The sequence below is a fragment of the Mycobacterium sp. genome, assembly GCF_036273375.1.
Classification (GTDB): domain Bacteria; phylum Actinomycetota; class Actinomycetes; order Mycobacteriales; family Mycobacteriaceae; genus Mycobacterium.
In genome coordinates, this window is sequence record NZ_DASUHS010000178.1 from 1 (window position 1) to 3,201 (window position 3,201).

Sequence of the window (3,201 nt, forward strand, 5' to 3'; positions counted from 1 at the left end):
GGTTGCTCTGAGTAGAAGTACTAGTCCAGCTACGTCGCCAAACTCTGCAGGACGGACCCGTACATGGGTACGCGACACCGATTTCTCCCCGGCGGATGAGGCCTCCCAAGCCAACATTCCTTGCGACAACAAGCGACACCATAGCGGGCACAAACCCCAGCCGAAAGGGGGATTGGCATCGCGGCGGGGCGAGCCGATCCGGCCAAGACGCTTTCAGGACGCGGCGATTTCCTCGCCGAGATAAGCGGCTCGAACCCGGTCGTCGGCGAGCAGTTCAGCGCCCGTGCCGTGCAGCACGAGCTCGCCGGTCTCGAGCACATAACCGCGGTCGGCGAGCGCAAGTGCCTGAGCAGCGTTCTGCTCCACGAGCAGGACGGTGACGCCCGACTCGTTGATCTCGCGGACGATGTCAAAGATCTGCGCGACGACCATTGGCGCGAGCCCCATGGACGGTTCGTCAAGCAGCAGCAGGCGTGGCTTGCCCATCAGGGCGCGACCAATCGCGAGCATCTGCTGCTCGCCACCCGACAACGTGCCCGCCACTTGGCGGTACCGCTCCTGCAGCCGCGGAAACAGTTCGAGCACCCGATCGAGATCGGCCTGGTCAATCTTCTTGAATCGAAACGCACCCATGTCGAGGTTTTCGGCCACAGTCATGCGGGGAAATACGTGCCGACCTTCCGGCGCATGACAGATGCCCAACCGGATGAGCTCGTGGGCCGGAACGCCGTCTATCCGCTGGCCGAGAAAGGTGATTCGTCCCGCAGACGGCCGGAGCATGCCCGATATGGTCTTCTGCGTCGTCGTCTTTCCGGCGCCGTTCGCGCCGAGCAGCGCGACGATCTCGCCCTCACCCACGTGGAACGAGATGCCCTTGATCGCGCGGATCGCGCCGTAGCGCACCTCGAGGTCGACGACCTCGAGCATCTCGGGAGCTGCCGCATGGGTCATGGCTCCTCCTCGTGGGCCGTCCGGTCGTCCGTCTCGATCAGATGCATGATGTCCGGCTGGCGGTCCTCGGCCTGCTCGACCTCCTCGGCCGAAGTGCCGAGGTAGGCCGCAATCACGGCCGGGTTGCGCTGAATTTCTTGCGGCGTGCCTTCGGCGATCTTCTCACCGAAGTTCAACACGACGATCCGATGCGCGACCGACATGACGAGCTTCATGTCATGCTCGATGAGCAGCACACTGATATCGCGCTCGGCGTTGATGCGTTGGATCAGCTGCGCGAGCTCCCGCTTCTCCACCGGGTTGGTGCCCGCCGCAGGCTCGTCCAGCAATATGACGCCCGGATCGGTGCCGAGCGCTCGGGCGATCTCCAGTCGGCGCTGTTCGCCGTACGGCAAGGATCCCGCGAGTTCATTGGAGCGGTCAGCCAGCCCTACGGCGTCGAGCAAGGCGAATGCGTCTATGGTGCTTTGCTTCTCCTCGCGACGTTGCCACGGCAGGCCGAGCATCGCTGATACGGGACCAGCGTGCTGGCGCGTCTCCACGCCGATCTTCACGTTCTCCAACGCCGTGAGGGCGGGGAACAGTCGAATGTTCTGGAACGTCCGTGCGACTCCGAGGTGATTCACGTTGTGCGTCTTCATGCCGATGACGCTCGTCGGCGGCTCGCCCGGGCGACCAGAAACTACGATCCGGCCCTCTTGCGGCGTGTAAACGCCGGTAAGCGAGTTGAACAGCGAGGTCTTGCCGGCGCCATTCGGTCCGATAATGGCGAGAATTTCGCCGCGCAGCATGCGCAACGAGACGTCGTTGAGGCTGACCACGCCGCCGAACCGCAAGGTGACGTGCTCGATGTCGAAGACAATGTCTTCGGCGCCAATCTCTGGCCTGGTCATCGTCGCGGTCATGGCGTCACAGCCCCTCGCCCGCGGGAACCGCCTCACGTTCGACCGTCGGCGCGCGTTCCAGTCCGGTCAACTCGGCCTTACGACGCCGCGCCGGGAACAGCCCAGCCGGCCGGAAGATCATCATGAGCACGAGCAACGCGCCGACCCACATCTGCCGGTCCGGCCCGGGCACCTGGTCCTGAAGGAACCACGGCAGCCAGGTGAGAATGGCCGCGCCGGCCATTGCCCCTGGCAGCGATCCCATGCCACCGAACACGACGTACGCCACGACGAGGATCGAGTTGTTCAGGATGAAGTTGTCCGGGTTGAAGTAGCCGATCTGGCTCGCGAAGAACACGCCGGCCAGACCGGAGGTCGACGCGCCGATGGCGAAGGCCATGAGCTTCACCCGAGGCGTGTTGATGCCGGTGGCCTGCGCGGCGACCTCGTCCTCGCGGACCGCCGCCCACGCCCGCCCGAGCCGCGAACCTTCCAGGCGGTAGAACGCGATCACCACGATGGTGATGAGCACGAGGAGCAAATACCAGTACTGGAGATTGTTCAAGCCCCAGGTGATGGATATCGGGCCGAGGTTGATGACTGGGTGCGGCACCGCAGGCGACGGTCCGCGGGTGCTGTTGGTGATGTTCCCGGGGTTGTTGACAGCGATGATGCGGACGATCTCGCCGAACCCGAGGGTGACGATCGCGAGATAGTCACCGCGTAGTCGCAAGGTGGGGGCGCCCAGTGCCACGCCGGCGAGCAGACAGATTCCGATGGCGAACGGGATTGCGAGCAGCGGGCTCATGTGCAGCCAGGAGGGCGGCTTGTGGGGAAGCGAACCCACCAGATACGCAGTGGTGTACGACCCAATGGCGTAGAACGCGATATACCCCAAGTCGAGGAGGCCGGCCCAGCCGACGACGACGTTCAGGCCGACGGCGAGCAGAACATACACGCCTACTTCGGAGACGAGCACCTTCTGCCAGAATTCGGTCATCGTCGGCGGAAAGAACAGGGCGATCGCGATTCCGATCATCAGCGCCGTCTTGGTCGTGGACCGGCGGAGGTTCGCTGCGTCCGAGGTATCCCTCGTGACTGGCAACGCTGGGTCGGCGGCTCGATACCGCCGGCCATTCGCGGTGGCGGCAAGGACCCCCGCAGTCGCCAGCAGGCTGAACCCCATGCACGCCAGCCAGCCGCCGGAACCGAGATTCTGCCACGGGCCAGTCGCGGTGTCGACATTGTTGTCCGCACCGATCTTGCTGATCCCATACAGCGTGATCAGGGTGAGCACCACGCCGACGATGCCTAGAGTGGCGGCGACCCAAGCCAGGGTCCGATGCCGCAGATAGCTTGCGACGAC

3 protein-coding genes are annotated in these 3,201 nt (G+C 64.4%); all 3 read right to left on the bottom strand.

Annotation, left to right across the window (positions count from 1 at the left end):
• Positions 1-213: 213 nt before the first annotated feature.
• Positions 214-951, bottom strand: coding sequence for an ABC transporter ATP-binding protein (locus VFW69_RS16655; RefSeq protein ID WP_526502605.1), 738 nt, complete (start codon positions 949-951; stop codon positions 214-216).
• Positions 948-1,856, bottom strand: a complete 909-nt coding sequence (locus tag VFW69_RS16660; protein ID WP_526502606.1) for an ABC transporter ATP-binding protein — start codon at positions 1,854-1,856, stop codon at positions 948-950. Before VFW69_RS16660 ends, VFW69_RS16655 begins: the two co-directional genes overlap by 4 nt.
• A gap of 4 nt (positions 1,857-1,860) precedes the next feature.
• Positions 1,861-3,201: branched-chain amino acid ABC transporter permease (locus VFW69_RS16665; RefSeq protein ID WP_526502607.1), on the bottom strand; the 1,341-nt coding region annotated here is incomplete at its 5' end.

Excerpts from the sequence above, each read along its gene's own strand:
- VFW69_RS16655 (WP_526502605.1), bottom strand. The coding sequence starts at position 951 with ATGACCCATGCGGCAGCTCCCGAGATGCTCGAGGTCGTCGACCTCGAG.
- VFW69_RS16660 (WP_526502606.1), bottom strand. The coding sequence starts at position 1,856 with ATGACCGCGACGATGACCAGGCCAGAGATTGGCGCCGAAGACATTGTC.